This is a genomic window from Pseudomonas germanica (genome assembly GCF_019614655.1).
In the GTDB taxonomy this organism is placed as follows: domain Bacteria; phylum Pseudomonadota; class Gammaproteobacteria; order Pseudomonadales; family Pseudomonadaceae; genus Aquipseudomonas; species Aquipseudomonas neuropathica.
Map to the genome: position 1 here is coordinate 1,633,411 of NZ_CP071586.1, position 14,774 is coordinate 1,648,184.

Annotated in this window: 21 protein-coding genes; 14 read left to right on the forward strand and 7 right to left on the reverse strand. The window is 58.9% G+C overall.

Annotated elements, in window-relative coordinates:
• Positions 1 to 13 precede the first annotated feature (13 nt).
• From J0G10_RS07150 to recX, 9 genes are all read left to right on the forward strand, one after another.
• Positions 14 to 910 carry a gp53-like domain-containing protein gene (locus J0G10_RS07150; protein ID WP_220558209.1) on the forward strand — a complete coding sequence of 299 codons (897 nt, stop codon included), beginning with the start codon at positions 14 to 16 and terminating at the stop codon, positions 908 to 910.
• Positions 911 to 1,357, forward strand: a complete 447-nt coding sequence (locus tag J0G10_RS07155; protein ID WP_093436448.1) for a tail fiber assembly protein — start codon at positions 911 to 913, stop codon at positions 1,355 to 1,357.
• 18 nt (positions 1,358 to 1,375) lie between these two features.
• Positions 1,376 to 2,536, forward strand: a complete 1,161-nt coding sequence (locus J0G10_RS07160) for a glycine-rich domain-containing protein (protein ID WP_220558211.1) — start codon at positions 1,376 to 1,378, stop codon at positions 2,534 to 2,536.
• On the forward strand, positions 2,536 to 2,790 hold the full coding sequence (locus J0G10_RS07165; protein ID WP_220558213.1) for a hypothetical protein: 255 nt from the start codon (positions 2,536 to 2,538) through the stop codon (positions 2,788 to 2,790). The genes J0G10_RS07160 and J0G10_RS07165 overlap by 1 nt, the downstream gene beginning before the upstream one ends.
• 36 nt (positions 2,791 to 2,826) lie before the next feature.
• Positions 2,827 to 3,393 (forward strand): glycoside hydrolase family 19 protein, encoded by a 567-nt coding sequence (locus tag J0G10_RS07170; RefSeq protein ID WP_095050439.1) that lies wholly within the window; start codon positions 2,827 to 2,829, stop codon positions 3,391 to 3,393.
• On the forward strand, positions 3,372 to 3,890 hold the full coding sequence (locus J0G10_RS07175) for a lysis system i-spanin subunit Rz (RefSeq protein WP_220558215.1): 519 nt from the start codon (positions 3,372 to 3,374) through the stop codon (positions 3,888 to 3,890). Before J0G10_RS07170 ends, J0G10_RS07175 begins: the two co-directional genes overlap by 22 nt.
• A 67-nt stretch (positions 3,891 to 3,957) precedes the next feature.
• Positions 3,958 to 4,458, forward strand: a complete 501-nt coding sequence (locus J0G10_RS07180; protein ID WP_095050441.1) for a CinA family protein — start codon at positions 3,958 to 3,960, stop codon at positions 4,456 to 4,458.
• Between the two features lie 83 nt (positions 4,459 to 4,541).
• Positions 4,542 to 5,597: a recombinase RecA gene (gene recA / locus J0G10_RS07185; protein ID WP_007908746.1), complete on the forward strand. Its 1,056-nt coding sequence runs from the start codon at positions 4,542 to 4,544 to the stop codon at positions 5,595 to 5,597.
• An 8-nt stretch (positions 5,598 to 5,605) separates the two neighbouring features.
• Positions 5,606 to 6,076: a recombination regulator RecX gene (recX, locus tag J0G10_RS07190; RefSeq protein ID WP_095050442.1), complete on the forward strand. Its 471-nt coding sequence runs from the start codon at positions 5,606 to 5,608 to the stop codon at positions 6,074 to 6,076.
• A gap of 55 nt (positions 6,077 to 6,131) precedes the next feature.
• Here recX and J0G10_RS07195 read toward each other — a convergent pair whose 3' ends face one another.
• Positions 6,132 to 7,250, reverse strand: a complete 1,119-nt coding sequence (locus J0G10_RS07195; protein ID WP_220558217.1) for an LOG family protein — start codon at positions 7,248 to 7,250, stop codon at positions 6,132 to 6,134.
• Between the two features lie 350 nt (positions 7,251 to 7,600).
• Here J0G10_RS07195 and J0G10_RS07200 point away from each other — a divergent pair, with 350 nt between their 5' ends.
• Positions 7,601 to 7,795 carry a hypothetical protein gene (locus J0G10_RS07200; RefSeq protein WP_077571372.1) on the forward strand — a complete coding sequence of 65 codons (195 nt, stop codon included), beginning with the start codon at positions 7,601 to 7,603 and terminating at the stop codon, positions 7,793 to 7,795.
• Here the strand turns inward: J0G10_RS07200 and J0G10_RS07205 are convergent, their stop codons facing one another.
• Positions 7,796 to 8,221 (reverse strand): PA3611 family quorum-sensing-regulated virulence factor, encoded by a 426-nt coding sequence (locus J0G10_RS07205; RefSeq protein WP_016985722.1) that lies wholly within the window; start codon positions 8,219 to 8,221, stop codon positions 7,796 to 7,798.
• A gap of 189 nt (positions 8,222 to 8,410) precedes the next feature.
• On the opposite strand from J0G10_RS07205, the gene J0G10_RS07210 reads away from it, so the two are divergent.
• Positions 8,411 to 9,157 carry a tRNA-uridine aminocarboxypropyltransferase gene (locus J0G10_RS07210; RefSeq protein WP_034154936.1) on the forward strand — a complete coding sequence of 249 codons (747 nt, stop codon included), beginning with the start codon at positions 8,411 to 8,413 and terminating at the stop codon, positions 9,155 to 9,157.
• Between the two features lie 72 nt (positions 9,158 to 9,229).
• On the opposite strand, the gene J0G10_RS07215 is transcribed toward J0G10_RS07210, so the two are convergent.
• The gene (locus J0G10_RS07215) at positions 9,230 to 9,388 is read right to left on the reverse strand and encodes a hypothetical protein (protein ID WP_156685511.1); all 159 of its coding nucleotides are present in this window, start codon (positions 9,386 to 9,388) and stop codon (positions 9,230 to 9,232) included.
• Between J0G10_RS07215 and erdR the strand changes: the two genes are divergently transcribed.
• Both erdR and J0G10_RS07225 read left to right on the forward strand, forming a co-directional pair.
• Positions 9,381 to 10,031 (forward strand): response regulator transcription factor ErdR, encoded by a 651-nt coding sequence (gene erdR / locus J0G10_RS07220; RefSeq protein ID WP_095050444.1) that lies wholly within the window; start codon positions 9,381 to 9,383, stop codon positions 10,029 to 10,031. The two genes, J0G10_RS07215 and erdR, sit on opposite strands and share 8 nt — an antisense overlap.
• 74 nt (positions 10,032 to 10,105) lie before the next feature.
• Positions 10,106 to 10,468: a diacylglycerol kinase gene (locus J0G10_RS07225; protein WP_003222276.1), complete on the forward strand. Its 363-nt coding sequence runs from the start codon at positions 10,106 to 10,108 to the stop codon at positions 10,466 to 10,468.
• Here the strand turns inward: J0G10_RS07225 and J0G10_RS07230 are convergent.
• The gene (locus J0G10_RS07230) at positions 10,465 to 11,391 is read right to left on the reverse strand and encodes a LysR family transcriptional regulator (RefSeq protein ID WP_095050445.1); all 927 of its coding nucleotides are present in this window, start codon (positions 11,389 to 11,391) and stop codon (positions 10,465 to 10,467) included. The genes J0G10_RS07225 and J0G10_RS07230 overlap by 4 nt on opposite strands.
• Positions 11,392 to 11,524: 133 nt before the next feature.
• Here J0G10_RS07230 and fpr point away from each other — a divergent pair, with 133 nt between their 5' ends.
• Positions 11,525 to 12,304 carry a ferredoxin-NADP reductase gene (gene fpr / locus J0G10_RS07235; protein ID WP_007908723.1) on the forward strand — a complete coding sequence of 260 codons (780 nt, stop codon included), beginning with the start codon at positions 11,525 to 11,527 and terminating at the stop codon, positions 12,302 to 12,304.
• A gap of 199 nt (positions 12,305 to 12,503) precedes the next feature.
• Here fpr and tsaA read toward each other — a convergent pair whose 3' ends face one another.
• The 3 genes from tsaA to J0G10_RS07250 all read right to left on the reverse strand — a co-directional run bounded on the left by tsaA (position 12,504) and on the right by J0G10_RS07250 (position 14,756).
• Positions 12,504 to 13,202 (reverse strand): tRNA (N6-threonylcarbamoyladenosine(37)-N6)-methyltransferase TrmO, encoded by a 699-nt coding sequence (gene tsaA, locus J0G10_RS07240; protein WP_095050446.1) that lies wholly within the window; start codon positions 13,200 to 13,202, stop codon positions 12,504 to 12,506.
• Between the two features lie 183 nt (positions 13,203 to 13,385).
• Complete coding sequence (locus J0G10_RS07245) at positions 13,386 to 14,156, reverse strand: SDR family oxidoreductase (RefSeq protein ID WP_093436415.1); 771 nt, start codon at positions 14,154 to 14,156, stop codon at positions 13,386 to 13,388.
• A gap of 129 nt (positions 14,157 to 14,285) precedes the next feature.
• The gene (locus tag J0G10_RS07250; RefSeq protein ID WP_220558219.1) at positions 14,286 to 14,756 is read right to left on the reverse strand and encodes a YehS family protein; all 471 of its coding nucleotides are present in this window, start codon (positions 14,754 to 14,756) and stop codon (positions 14,286 to 14,288) included.
• Between the last annotated feature and the right edge of the window lie 18 nt (positions 14,757 to 14,774).

Genomic DNA, 14,774 nt, shown 5'->3' on the forward strand with positions numbered 1-14,774 from the left:
AAGGAGTTGAATCATGGATTATCCAAAGAGTGTTCCTAGCGCCGGGTTGGTAGATGGCAAGTTTGTCGATGAAGATTTACTGACGGGCAAGCCAGGGTCGTTGATTCCGGCCAGTTGGGGTAATGGTGTTACGCAAGAGTTGTTGACGGTCATCCAGAGCGCAGGGCTGACACCGACGGAGGCCGCCAATAATCAACTGCTCAGTGCGCTGCGCAGCAACAACCTGTTCGTCACGGCGCCGCAATTCAATCAAGGCAAAGCGGTTGCCACTACCGAGTTCGTCGCCCGCGCGGGTCTGCAGTTTTCCAGCTTCGTTTCTTACCCGACCAGCACTGTCCTGACCGTAGCCCACGTGGGGGGCGTGGCGAGTTTCGCCAGCGCAACGCCGATCACGGCAACGTTGCCCTCCATCAATGGCATTGCCCATGCCAGCACGCTACACGTGATCAATGCGGGCAACGGTGTTCTGACCATCAACCCCGCCGCAAACGAGCAAATTGAAACCTGCAACGGCACGTTCGGGTCGCTGAAACTCGGACTCGGCGACTCCGCATGCCTGATCAAACTGGCGAGCCAATGGCGGCTGTACGGAGGGTCGATCAGCGATCGTTATGCCACGGCCCATTCGGGCGTCTATGGCAACGTCGGTTACCAACGGTTTGCCAGCGGCAACATTGAGCAATGGGGTGTCGGCACAACGGATGCGAAGGGCGAAGTCGACGTCATTTTCCCAATCTCTTTTCCTACAGCCTTTTCTTCTCTGGTGGCCACTCATGCCGGCGGTGACGGGGCGATGGTCATCCTGATTGCGGGTTCTGGAAAGCAACAAGGCTGCAAGCTCAAGGTTCGTGATTACAGCGGCAGCGTCGCTGCGGGTTGGGGCATCAATTATTACGCAAAGGGCTATTGAATGAATCCGTTCAACGTTTTGTTCAGCGCCAGCACCCGGGGCGTTTATGTACCGGGTATCAACTCAACTGACATTCCCGACGATGTCATCGAGATTCCTCAGACTTACTGGATCTCGCTGCTGCAGCAATTGGCCGTTGCGGCAAAGGTGATCGGCGTGCGTGCGGATAACGGCTATCCGATTCTGGTCGATCCTGCGCCTCCTTCGGCCGATGAAGCGGCTGACGCCGAGCGCCGTTGGCGCACCGCGCAACTGGCCGCCACCGACGGGTTGGTGGCGCGTGATCGCGATGAGTTGGAAGACGGTGGCGGCACGACGCTGACCACAGAGCAATATGCCCAATTGCAGACGTATCGCCGTGAATTGCGCGACTGGCCGCAGGGTTCCTTTTTTCCGTTCGGCGAGCATCGGCCGGTTGCGCCGAAGTGGTTGGCTGCAGCGCTGTAAGTCATCAGGAGGGTTGCAATGGATTATCCGAAAAGCGCTCCCAGCGTCGGGCTGGTGAATGGCAAGTTCGTCAATGAAGATGTTGTCGCGGGATTGCCCGGATCGTTGATCCCGGCGACCTGGGGCAACAGCGTTACCGATGAATTGTTGAACGTCGTCAAATCTGCGGGTCTTGAACCAAACGAAACCGATGCGACGCAGCTATTGCAGGCGCTGAAAAAACTCAGTCAGGCCGGTGAAGACAAGCATGCGACTGATATCGGCGCGGCCAATCTGTACATGGCCAACTACGTGCCGGCCATCACTACGTTGAAAGACGGTCTGGCGCTGCGCTTTACCGCTGGTAATGCCAACACTGGAGCCAGCACGTTCGCACCCAATGGCTTGCTGCCCAAGCCGTTATTGAGCCTTGGGCTGAGTGCATTGCGGCCAGCGGAGATTGTCGGCAGCAGTGTGTGTTCGGTGGTGTACAGCGCGGCGCTGGACAGTTGGGTGCTGGTGTATGCGAGCGGTGGTAATGCTGCGAGCGGCCGGTTGTTGGGGGTAAAGACGTTTACCGTATCCGGCACCTATGAGCCGATAGCCGGGACGAAGCACGTTCTGGTCAAGGTTGTGGGCGGTGGTGGTGGAAGTGCGGGAGTCGGGGCGACCACAACTTCCCAATATGCAACCGTGGGTGGCGGTGCCTCCGGTAGTTATGCTGAAGCGTGGTTACCTTCCGAGGCGATTGGTTCTCGTCAGGCTGTCACTGTGGGGGCTGGGGGAAGCGCGGGACAGGCCGCGGCGAATGCCGGGGGAGGAGGCACCAGTTCTTTCGGCTCGCTGGTTTCGGCTGCCGGTGGTGGAGGGGCGCCGTGGATTGGCTTTGTTGCGAACCAGGGGATGGGACTTTATACCGGAGGCTATCCCGGCCAGTCGGCCAGTGGCGGCAACATCGTCAATAGCGCGGGAAACGCCGGTGCTCCCGGGATCTCTGTCAACGGCTCAACCCTTGCTGGACACGGTGGTAACTCGCCATTGGGCGGAGGCGGTTTTGGCAGCAGTGCAGCAGGCTCTCTGGCTGCACCCGGTTCCGGTTTCGGCTCCGGTGCGGGAGGAATCGCCAACGCCCCCAATCAGCCTGGCAGACCAGGTGGCGCAGGTGCCTCGGGCGCCGTGATCATCTACGAGTACGCCTGATGAAAACCTACGCACGCATCGTCAACTCCACTGTGGTCGAGCTGTTCTCCACCGAAGGCAATATGGCCGAGATGTTTCATCCGGATCTGCTCTGGGTCGACATCACTGAAATCACTCCTGCACCGCAAATCGACTGGAGCGCCAACTTCGGCACCCTCGGTTGGTTCTTCGCATCACCCGAAGAACCTGCGCCGGACAGCACCCTGAAAACTCTGGCAAAAAAATGGCTGACAGGGATTAACCGTCAACCGTGATTCAATCGGGGCAATATCCAGGGAGGATCAAGCATTATGCAAATAACTGAAAACAACCTTATCGACATCATGCCTAACGCCCGCTCCCAAGCGGGCGTTTTTGTTTCTGCACTCAACAGCGCGATGGCGCGCCGTCATATCGACTCGCCCAAACGCGTCGCGGCGTTCCTTGCGCAAGTCGGTCACGAGTCCGGGCAATTGCGCTACGTGCGCGAACTGGGCAACAACCAATACCTGAGCAAATACGACACCGGTACGTTGGCCTTGCGTCTGGGCAACACACCAGAGGCTGACGGCGACGGGCAAAAATACCGAGGGCGCGGGCTGATCCAGATCACTGGCCGCAGCAACTATCGCCAGTGCAGCGTTGGCCTGTTCGGCGATGAGCGTCTGTTGTCCCTGCCCGAACTGCTCGAACAGCCACAATGGGCCGCCGAGTCTGCGGCATGGTTCTGGGAGCAGAACGGCTTGAACGAACTGGCTGATCGCGATCAGTTCAACACCATTACCCGTCGCATCAACGGCGGGTTGAACGGTTTACAGGATCGCCTGGAAATCTGGGCACGGGCGAGGGCGGTGCTATGCCAATCCCCTGGCGAGTGATCGCTGTTGTGTTGCTGGCTGCTGGTGCGTTTGCAGCGGCCTGGCAGTTTCAGGAGTGGCGCTACGGCCGACAGCTGGCCGAGCAGGCCCGGTTAAACGCCGAAACCATTAATCAACTGACGCAGACCGCCGCCACTGCGCAACAGGCTGAGCAGGATAAACGTCTGGCGCTGGAGCAACGGCTCGCGACCAGTGAACAAACCCACTACCGAGCGCTGAGCGATGCCCAACGTGATCAGGATCGCCTGCGCGATCGTCTTGCCACTGCTGATGTGCGCCTGTCAGTCCTTCTCGACGCCAGCGACGTTGCCCCAGGCTGCAACGTGCCAGCCACCGCCGGCGCCAGCGGCGTGGATCATGCAACCGTACGCGCCCGACTTGACCCGGCGCATGCTCAACGAATTATCGCCATCACCGACACCGGCGACCGTGGACTGATCGCCTTGCAGGCTTGTCAGGCCTATGTCAGAGCGCTGGCGCCCGAACATTTTGAATGAGTCTGTGTATTGAAAGCGCAACCGGCTCGTGTACGGTGGAGGCATTCCACACGATCCGGAGCACGCCGTGAAAGAGATCACTCAACTGGCCGCCGACCTTGGCCGACGTCTGCAACTGCTCAATGCCCACGTCACCACTGCTGAATCCTGTACCGGTGGCGGAATTGCCGAAGCCATTACGCGGATCCCGGGCAGTTCGGCGTGGTTCGAGGCTGGCTACGTCACGTACTCCAATCGGCAGAAAACCCAGCAATTGAATGTGCCGACCGAGTTGTTCGAAACGGTGGGCGCGGTCAGTCGCGAGGTGGTCGAGGCGATGGTGCGTGGCGCTCAGGACAAAAGCCTGGCGCGATTTGCCGTAGCCGTCAGTGGTGTGGCCGGGCCGGACGGTGGATCGCCGAACAAACCGGTCGGCACGGTGTGGCTGGCCTGGGGCGTTGGCGAGACGGTCATCACTGAGGTTCAGCACTTCCCCGGCAACCGCGATGAAGTCCGCCGACAAACGGTGAAGGCCGCGCTAGAGGGGCTCCTGCGACTAGCGGCACGAGAAATCGAAAATCAGGGGTAGGCGATCCGCGAACGCTGTGGAATAATACTGGCTACTTATACAGGTGTTGGCCGTCAGGCCTTATTGATTACGTGAGGACTTTAATGGACGACAACAAGAAGAAAGCCTTGGCTGCGGCCCTGGGTCAGATCGAACGTCAATTCGGCAAGGGTGCCGTGATGCGTATGGGCGATCAAGACCGTCAGGCGATCCCGGCTATCTCCACTGGCTCTCTGGGTCTGGACATCGCGCTCGGCATTGGCGGCCTGCCAAAAGGCCGTATCGTTGAAATCTACGGTCCTGAATCCTCCGGTAAAACCACACTGACCTTGTCCGTGATCGCTCAGGCGCAAAAAGCCGGCGCGACCTGCGCATTCGTCGACGCCGAACACGCCCTCGATCCTGAATACGCCGGCAAGCTGGGCGTCAACGTCGACGACCTGCTGGTGTCCCAGCCGGACACCGGCGAACAGGCACTGGAAATCACCGACATGCTGGTGCGTTCCAACGCGGTTGACGTGATCATCGTCGACTCCGTGGCAGCTCTGGTACCAAAGGCTGAAATCGAAGGCGAAATGGGTGACATGCACGTGGGCCTGCAAGCCCGTCTGATGTCCCAGGCGCTGCGTAAAATCACCGGTAACATCAAGAACGCCAACTGCCTGGTGATCTTCATCAACCAGATCCGTATGAAGATCGGCGTGATGTTCGGCAGCCCGGAAACCACTACCGGTGGTAACGCGCTGAAGTTCTACGCTTCGGTCCGTCTCGACATCCGCCGTACTGGCGCGGTGAAAGAAGGCGACGAAGTGGTTGGTAGCGAAACCCGCGTCAAGGTTGTGAAGAACAAGGTCGCTTCGCCATTCCGTCAGGCCGAGTTCCAGATTCTTTATGGCAAGGGCATTTATCTCAACGGTGAGATGATCGACCTGGGCGTGCTGCACGGTTTCGTCGAGAAGTCCGGCGCCTGGTATGCCTACGAAGGCACCAAGATCGGTCAGGGCAAGGCCAACTCGGCCAAGTTCCTGGCGGACAACCCGGAAATTGCCGCGAAGCTCGAGAAGCAACTGCGTGACAAGCTGCTTACTCCAGCCGTGATCGACTCCAAGGCCTCAGCAGTCAAAGAGACTGAAGACGACCTGGCCGACGCTGACATCTGATTGCAGCGATGACCACTGCAGTACTCGATACCCTCGTCGCGGTGCGGCGAACTGCCATGGACCTGCTCGCACGTCGCGAGCATGGTCGAGTCGAGTTGACGCGCAAACTGCGTCAACGCGGCGCTGAGGCGCAGATGATCGAAACAGCCCTCGACCGTTTGACGGAAGAGGGGCTGCTTTCCGAAGCCCGTTACCTTGAAAGCTTTGTTTCCTACCGTGCCCGTTCCGGCTATGGCCCTCTGCGGATTCGCGAAGAGCTGAGCCAGCGCGGTTTGCAGCGCGCCGATATCGAACTCGCCCTGCGCGAAAGCGGTATCAGTTGGCAGGAGCAATTGCAGGAGACGTGGCAACGCAAGTTCTCCGGGCATTTACCGATTGATGCGAAAGAACGGGCCAAACAGGGCCGGTTCCTGGCCTATCGGGGGTTTTCGATGGAGATGATCAACCGCTTGTTCAGCGGTCGAGGGATAGACGATTAAACCGATTCAATAAAAACGGCCCGCTATGAAAATAGCGGGCCGTTTTTTTTTGCCCTCAAATTGCCTTTGACGGTTCGCGGCTGCGTTGCGCTGTTTGCGGTTGGGAATCTGCCCAGTTTTCCGGCAGGTTGATGTAATCGATCAACTCCCTCAGACGCCCGTGAGTGCGCGCGTTGAAAGCGAAGGCCAGTCGCGCCAGATGGCTGAACTGCGCTTCATCGTGTTCCTCGCCGGCGTAGGCGTGTTGATGAAACCGATCGCTCAGGCACAAATCGGCAAAGGCCTCCTGCATGTGCTCCAGCGCTTGATCGCTGAGTTTATGATTCATGCGGATCACGAATTGCCGCTTGAGCCAGCGACTGGAGTGGAAGTTACTGTAGAACTGGTTGATCTGCTCCACCGCCTCGTCGACGCTGTAGACCAGTCGCATCAGTTTCATGTCGGTCGGCAGGATGTAGCGGTTGCTCTCCAGTTGCTGGCGGATAAAGTCCATCGCGCCCTGCCAGAACGTGCCGCCTGGCGCATCCAACAGCACCACCGGCACCAATGGACTTTTACCGGTCTGGATCAATGTCAGCACTTCCAGCGCTTCATCCAGCGTGCCGAAGCCACCGGGGCATAAAACCAGTGCGTCGGCCTCTTTGACGAAAAACAACTTGCGGGTAAAGAAGAAGTGGAACGGCAGCAGATTGCCGGTGCCGTCCACCGTCGGGTTGGCATGCTGTTCGAAGGGCAGGGTGATATTGAACCCGAGGCTGTGATCGCGGCCGGCACCTTCGTGCGCGGCGGCCATGATGCCGCCGCCAGCACCGGTGATGACCATCATTCCCGAGCGGGTCAAGGCTGCACCGAGTTCGCGGGCCATCGCATACAACGGATGTTCGACCGGTGTGCGCGCCGAACCGAATACGGTGACTTTGCGTCGGCCCTTGAATTGCTCCAGTACCCGAAACGCCTGCTCCAGTTCGCGCAGGGCTTGCAAGGTGATCTTGGCGTTCCAGCGGTTGTGGTCTTCCTGGGCCATGCGCAGCACGGTCAGGATCATGTCGCGGTAGATAGGGATATTCGGGCTGTTGGGGGAAACACGGTTGAGTTGTTCTTCGACCTTGCTGATGAGGTCGGGGCCGCTTTCCTGAAAATGACGACTGAGCAAGTCATTCGGTTGGTAAGGCATTCAACGTCTCCTTCTGCACAGGGCGTCGGCCCTGACGAGCGGCGTCAGTGCCGCGCTGCAAAAAACACACGATCGGCAGTTCCTTGCCTGCCGTTGAAAAAAGATCGGGAATACACTGAATCTAGACCCTCGCGCGCATTTGCGCTGACTTGATCATTGCGCTGTAAAGTTTTGGCTGGCAATCGTTTATTGATTTTCCGCGTGTTGCTTCACCGCTCGTCCGAACGTGCGCCGAGGGGCAATCCCTCTGATTAACTAACGTACAGGCGCCGTACGACAGCTTTGCGTCAACGATCGTACGCCAGGCGCATGCAATTCAAGGATTCGTGGGTGGCAAGGAGGCGGGACATATGGCCAGAGTGATTCTGGAGATCGATACGCAGCTGTATCGGATGTTGAAAGCGGCAGCCGAGACCAATCAACTCAGTCTCGAAGAGGAGTGCTGCCGGCGGTTGGCGGGCGGCGAGCGCCGTTCACACTATCTACAGGCCTTGCTGGCCGAACTGCGCGCCGAGGATGAACAGCGGCGCGCCAATTCGCGATGATTACTTCTTCTTCGCCGGGGCGGCTTTCGGGCAATCCGATTCCTGGTAGCTGGCGGAGCCGATCGCTTTGTTGGTTTTCACTTCAGTGAAGTCGTAACGCATGATCGCACCCTTGGCCATCAGCTTGCGGAACGACGGGTTGTTGCACACCGAGGCGCCCAACTGGAAATACACGGCTTTAGGGTCAGCGCGCATTTTGTCGGCGTGGCTCTTCTGCACGCTCAGGTGGTTGATCAACTGCGTGCCTTCCACGGTGAAACCCTGATCAAGAATGTCTTCACTGATGGCGCGTGGCGTGCCGACGCTGCTTTGTGCGGCGACGTTGCGCAGCTCGCGGTTCAGATTCTGCTCACTCAGCGATGCAGCCTGAGCGGTGAAGGACGACGCCAGCAGAATGGCAGCGGTGGGAACGATAAGGCGCAGCATGAAACTCTCCTGGTTCAGTGACTGGTGGTTCGACCAGCCACGTGACTGTGCGTTCAGTGGCGGCGAATTATAGGGGAGCCGGTCGGGAGGGTACAGGCTTGTGCCCGTCGCTCTGGTAAACTGCCGGCCTTTATTGCCCTGCCGAGTGTTGTTCGTGTCGAGTTTTCCAGCTTTTCGGCGTTATCCGCGATGAACCATGCCCCCAACGCCGTCGCTCGTCTGCGCGACCAGCGCGAAGACGAAGGTATCAAGCCGATTCAGGCCCGTGGCTTTCGCTCCGAGCGTTGCCGCGACTGCCGGGTGATCATCAGCCATTGCCTGTGCGCCTGGCGACCTAGTGTCGAGACGCGGTCGGGCGTGTGCCTGATCATGACCGGCAAGGAAGTGTTCAAACCGAGCAACACCGGTTGGCTGATTGCCGACGTGGTGCGCGATAACCATGCGTTTATCTGGTCGCGTACCGAGCCCGATCCGCAGATGCTGGCGCTGCTCAATGACCCGCAATGGCAACCGTATCTGGTGTTTCCCGGCGAATACGTGGAGCCCTCGCGAGTAACCAACACCGTCGCCATCGATAGCAGCAAGCGCCCATTGTTCATTCTGCTCGACGCCACCTGGACCGAAGCGCGGAAGATTTTCCGCAAGAGTCCGTATTTCGACCGTTTGCCAATCCTCAGCTTGCTGCCCGACAAACTCTCGCGCTACCGCTTGCGCCGTTCGACCCGCAGTGAGCACCTGTGCACCGCCGAAGTCGCGGCGTTGTGCCTGGAGCTGGCCGGTGACAGCGACGCCGCCTCGGCGTTGGACGCCTATTTCGACGTGTTCAGCCAGCATTACCTCGGCGCCAAACAGCAACTGGACATGAATGAATCGACGCCGGCTCACGCCGAGTTGCTGCCCTATATACGAAAGCCGCAGCCGGAGTTGGCCCAATAGTGGCCCATACTGTACAAGCCAGCGGCCGTGCTGCTTGACCACCCCGTCTTCGCTGGGCATGCTTGGCGCCGATTAGGGTGCGGCCAAGGTTTGAAACGCCGTGTTTGCTGATGATTGGCGTTGAACGTGCCCCTGTGGATATCGCTTGAAAGCGGCATCTTGAGTTGCTTTGGCCAGACCGGAATGCTCCGGGTCTGCCATCAAAAACAGGATCATTTGAAAAATGGCCACATACGACATCCTGATTGCCGATGATCACCCTCTGTTTCGTAGCGCCCTGCATCAAGCGGTGACGCTGGGCCTTGGCCCGGATGTTCGGCTCGTGGAGGTGGCGAGCATCGCCGAGCTGGAAACGCGTCTGACCGAAAAGGCTGACTGGGATCTGGTCCTGCTGGACCTGAACATGCCAGGCGCTTTCGGGTTTTCCGGTTTGGTCATGCTACGGGGACAGTACCCGCAGATTCCGGTGGTGATGGTCTCGGCGCAGGAAGAAGCTTCGGTGATGGTCAAGTCCCGTGAGTTCGGCGCCAGTGGTTTTATTCCCAAGTCCAGCGACCTCAGCGTGATTCAGGAAGCCGTGCGCAAAGTGCTCGATGGCGATGTGTTCTGGCCGCCACAAGCGTTCGAGGCGGTCAGTGTTTCCGACGAAGCCAAAGCCGCCAGCGATGGCCTCGCCAGCCTGACGCCCCAGCAGTTCCGCGTGTTGACCATGGTCTGCGAAGGCCTGTTGAACAAGCAGATTGCCTATGAACTGAGCGTGTCGGAAGCGACCATCAAGGCCCACGTCACGGCGATCTTTCGCAAGCTGAATGTGCGCACTCGTACGCAGGCGGCTTTACTGCTGCAACAACTTGAGTCAATTCCGAGCCAATAATGGCTGGCGTCTTCACGCTTTTTTGACTTTTGTTGATCTAGCTTTCCCACTCCTTTTTGGTTGGTTTCTACTTTATGTCACCTTTCAAGGGCCAGACCGGCCTGAAACGTATCCTCAATGCCTCCGGTTACTCGCTGGATGGCCTGCGCGCAGCTTTTACCGGTGAAGCGGCCTTCCGCCAATTGGTACTGCTCAATGTGGTGCTGATTCCGCTGACGTTCTTCCTTAATGTCAGCCGTGTCGAACAAGCGTTGTTGATTGCCGTGTGCCTGTTGGCGCTGATCGTCGAGTTGCTGAATTCGGCGGTGGAAGCGGCCATCGACCGCATCTCGCTGGAACTGCATCCACTGTCGAAGAATGCCAAGGACATGGGCAGCGCCGCACAATTCGTGGCATTGAGCATGATCGCGCTGGTGTGGGCAGTGATTCTGCTTTAAGCGATTGTCGGCAAAACGATCTCGTCGCTGCGCTGCACCCCGGCGGTGAAAGCGCGGCACAGATCGAGAAATTCGCGCATGGCAGAAGTCTGATACTTCTGTTTGTGCCAGATGAAGTAGAACTGTCGCGCCAGATCCAGATCCGGCGTTTCCACGGGCACCAGACTGCCGCGGCGGAACGCATCACGCAGCGCCAGCCGCGAGATGCAGCCAATCCCTAGTCCTGATTCCACCGCACGTTTGATCGCTTCGGTGTGTTCCAGCTCAAGACGGATATTCAATGCGCTGCGATGGTGACGCATGGCTTGATCGAAGGTCAGCCGCGTGCCGGAACCCTGTTCACGCAGAATCCATGCCTCGCGAGTCAGTTCTTCCATGGTCGCGCTGCCGCGCTTGGCCAGCGGATGCTGCGGAGCGCAGAACACCACCAACTCATCCTCAACCCAGCTCTGCACTTCGATGTCCGGGTGGCTGCAATCACCTTCGATTAGACCCAGATCAATTTCGTAGTGGGCGACTTGTTGCACGATATTGGCCGTGTTCTGTACGTGCAGCTTCACCTGGCTTTCCGGGTGGCGCTGCATGAAACTGCCGATCAGCAGGGTCGCCAGGTAATTGCCGATGGTCAGCGTCGCGCCCACTGACAGCGAGCCGAACCCGGATTTGCCGTTGAGCAGGTCTTCGATTTCCTTGGCCTGATCGAGCAGGGCCACCGCCTGCGGCAATAGCTGTTTGCCGAGGGCGTTGAGGCTCAGCCGTTTACCGGCACGGTCGAACAGCTGGCAGCTGGATTGGCGCTCGAGTTCGGTGATCGAGGTGCTGGCGGCCGACTGCGAGAGGTTGAGCAGACCCGCAGCACGGGATACGCTTTCCTGCTGGGCGACGGCGACGAAGACTTGCAGTTGACGGAGAGTAAATCGCATATCGATATAACCGATAACCCTTATCTTAATAATCCAGTTAACAGATATTGTCGTCGCTATTAGAATGCGATGCAATTGCGCACCGTCGCCTTTAAAAGCCAGCGCAGACCCAATATCCAGGAGTCAAACGTACATGAGCAACATGAACCACGAGCGTGTCCTCAGTGTTCATCACTGGAACGACACTCTGTTCAGCTTCAAGTGCACCCGCGATCCGGGCCTGCGCTTCGAGAACGGTCAGTTCGTGATGATCGGCCTGCAACAGCCCAACGGCCGGCCGCTCATGCGCGCTTACTCGATCGCCAGCCCGAACTGGGAAGAGCATCTGGAGTTCTTCAGTATCAAGGTGCAGGACGGCCCGCTGACCTCGCAACTGCAGCACTTGAAGGAAGGCGACGAGATCATCATCTCGAAGAAGCCTACCGGCACCCTGGTTCTCGACGACCTGAACCCGGGCAAGCACTTGTACCTGCTGAGCACCGGCACCGGTCTGGCGCCGTTCATGAGCGTGATCCAGGACCCGGAAACCTACGAGCGCTTTGAAAAAGTGATCCTGGTTCACGGTGTGCGTTACGTCAACGAAGTCGCGTATCGCGAATTCATCACCGAGCACTTGCCGCAGAACGAGTTCTTCGGCGAGGCGCTGCGTGACAAGCTGATCTACTACCCGACCGTGACCCGCGAGCCTTTCGAGAATCAGGGCCGCCTGACCGACCTGATGCGCAGCGGCAAGCTGTTCAGCGACATCGGTCTGCCACCGATAAACCCGCAGGACGACCGCGCGATGATCTGCGGCAGCCCGAGCATGCTCGACGAGACCAGCGAAGTGCTCGACAGCTTCGGCCTGAAGATCTCGGCGCGGATGCGCGAGCCGGGTGACTACCTGATCGAGCGTGCGTTCGTCGAGAAGTAAGCCCCCCCTTAAAAAGCCCCCATTGCCTATGCAGGCATTGGGGGCTTTTTTATGCCCGAAACATTTCCTTCATGCCTGCCACAATCCATGTAGGAGCTGCCGAAGGCTGCGATCTTTTGATCTTACTTTTTAAGATCAAGATCAAAAGATCGTCCGATCGCGGCCCGAGCCTTCGGCAGCTCCTACATTGGGTGCGGCCTCAGGCTGTGGCAGGAATGACTTCGAGTACGCGGATCTGCTCAGGCGTCGGGTAATGCCAGCGCACATCCAGATCCCAGAATTGCGCGCCGTACTCGCGTTCAGGCGCCGGGGTTTGATACGCCGGGCGAGGATCCTGCGCCAGGCACTGCTCGATCAGCTCGACCAACGGCTCTTGGAGGCGCTGAGCGTGTGTGTGCGCTTGTTTCAGTGCAGCGTCCGTCCACTGCACGTCAATCAACTGCGGCGCGGCGCTGGCGATGCTATTGGCGGCGTCGGGAATGATATCGGCGTAAGGCACGTAGGGTTTGATGTCGAGAATCGGCGTGCCGTCGAGCAAATCGATCCCGGAAATGAACAACCGATTGGCTTCGACCTTGTCCAGTTTCACCACCGATTGGCCGATGCCGTTTGGTCGGTGGGTGGCGCGGGTGGCGAACACGCCCATGGACTTGTTGCCGCCCAAACGTGGCGGGCGCACTTTCAGCCGTGGTTTGTCTTCCAGTGCCTGATGAAACAGGAATAGCAGCCAGACATGGCTGACCTGTTCCAGACCCTGCACGGCGTCACCCTGATCGAACGGCGCCACCAGTTCCAGCACGCCACGGGCGGCGGGGGCCAGTTGCGGTTGGCGGGGGATGGCGAATTTCTCCTTGAAGCAGGAGCGCACGAAGCCGATGGGGGAGACGCTGTAAGTCATGGTGTGTATTCGAAGCGGGGCAGGGGTGGGCATGATAACCCGGTAGCCCTTATGGCAGGTGGTGACTGGGCTGACGCCATCGCGAGCAGGCTCACTCCTACAGGGGCATGGGTGTACACAAAATCTGTGTTCGCTGAAAATCCCTGTAGGAGTGAGCCTGCTCGCGATAGCTTCACCGCCGACCTAGAGGCTGAACCCACCATCCAGCGGAATAATATTCCCGGTCATATAGGCCCCAGCCGTACTCGCCAGACTGATCGCCAACGCCGCCATCTCCTCTTCACGCCCCCAACGCTTCATCGGAATCAGCGCCGTATCCTCGGCCAACGCCTGCTGATCATTGCCAATATGCTGGGTCATCTTGCTCGGAAAGCGCCCCGGCGCAATCACGTTGACGTTGATGTGCTGGCTCACCAGTTCCCGCGCGAGAATCCGCGACAATTGATGTAGGGCAGCTTTACTTGGCCCATAGGCATACGCCTGCTCGCCAAACGAAGAAATCCCCGCCACCGAACCGATGTTGATGATCCGCGCCGGGTTCGCCGCCGAACCCGCTTTGCGCAACAACGGTAGAAACTGCTGGATGCAACTGAACACCGACGTCACGTTGAGCTGCATGACTTTTTCCCAACCCTTGACCGGGTAGCTCTCCAGCGGCGCGCCCCAAGTAGTGCCGGCGTTGTTCACCAGAATATCCAGATGCGTGATCTGCTCGCCCAGGCGCGCGGCCAGTTCCTGCACGCCTTCTTCCGTCGCCAGATTCGCCGCCACGCCGTGACACTTGCCCAAGGCGCTGAGTTCTTCCGCGGTTTGATGGCAGGCTTCGGCGTCGCGCGAGCACACGTAGACACGCGCGCCAGCCTCGACAAAGGCTTTGGCGATCATTTTGCCGATACCACGGGTGCCGCCGGTCACTAGAGCGGTGCGGCCTTGCAGGGAGAAATACGGGTGCATGGCGAGTCCTGAGTGCTAGGGATCAATACACCCTAGTCGTCAGCCGCGAAAAGCGGAGCCACTATTTTCAGAGGGAATGAGCGGTCATGCGTTGCGGCGGCGACCATCAGTCGCCACCGCAGAAGGGAATCAGGCCGGGCGAACGCGCAGGGTCAGACCCTTGAGGAAGTTGCGCAGCAACTGGTCGCCACACGGGCGGTAGTTGGTGTGGCCGACCTTGCGGAACAGCGCGCTCAGCTCAGGTTTGGACACCGGGAACTCGGCGGCCTTGAGGATCGCGTGCATGTCGTCTTCTTTCAGTTCGAAGGCCACGCGCAGCTTTTTAAGGATGATGTTGTTGGTCACCGGCACTTCGATCGGCTGCGGCGGACGGCTTTCGTCCTTGCCACGCTTGAAGATCACCAGGCCATCGAGGAAGTGTGCGATCACTTCGTCCGGGCAGCGCACGAAACCTTCTTCGTCTTCTTCTTTCTTGTCGAGCCAGGTGATCACGTCGGCGAGGGCCACGTCCATGCCACCGAGTTGGATGATCTCGACAACCTTCTTGTCGCTGATGTCGAGCATGTAGCGCACGCTGCGCAATACGTCGTTATGAATCATGTGAGTAATCCTGATAAG